Raw genomic sequence first — 514 nt, forward strand, 5'->3', positions numbered from 1 at the left:
GGAGAGATACATGAAATTCAACGGTAAACGATATATAACATCACATTAGAATCTTTCGTGAAACAACCCTAAATGCGCTGGCTCCCGGCTTGTAAAATCAGGAGGTTTATGGTAGTATGGAGATACGAAAACAGAAGGGAAAGCAGGTGGGAAGATTGACAGTGACGGATAAGCAACATCAGGAAGATTTGCAACGTTTGCGTTTGTTAAGGCCAATCGATGATGACTTTATGCGTTGTCTTTTCAAGGATAACATTCCATTGGCTGAATTTGTGTTACGCATTATCACTGATAAACCGGATTTAATTATTACTGATTGTGAAACCAATGTTAACAACTTAGTAGTGGTATGACATTACAACAAGATTAAGCCATTGAACCAACAATAATAGATGATAGGAATGATAAAAATACACTAAAAAAGGGCGGACTTCCCCCTTGGTGCTATCAGCTGTTTTTTCATATAGTGGTTATATTGTAGAATGTAAAGAAGTTGGCATCACCACCTTTCTTA

Annotated in this window: 1 protein-coding gene; it reads left to right on the forward strand. The window is 37.4% G+C overall.

All coding sequences use genetic code 11. The features are described 5' to 3' along the window. The first annotated feature begins 116 nt into the window (after positions 1-116). Positions 117-353: a hypothetical protein gene (locus tag D7Y06_RS25575; RefSeq protein WP_330566618.1), complete on the forward strand. Its 237-nt coding sequence runs from the start codon at positions 117-119 to the stop codon at positions 351-353. The last annotated feature ends 161 nt before the right edge of the window (positions 354-514 follow it).

The sequence above is a fragment of the Roseburia sp. 1XD42-69 genome, assembly GCF_003612565.1.
Classification (GTDB): Bacteria; Bacillota; Clostridia; order Lachnospirales; family Lachnospiraceae; genus Roseburia_B.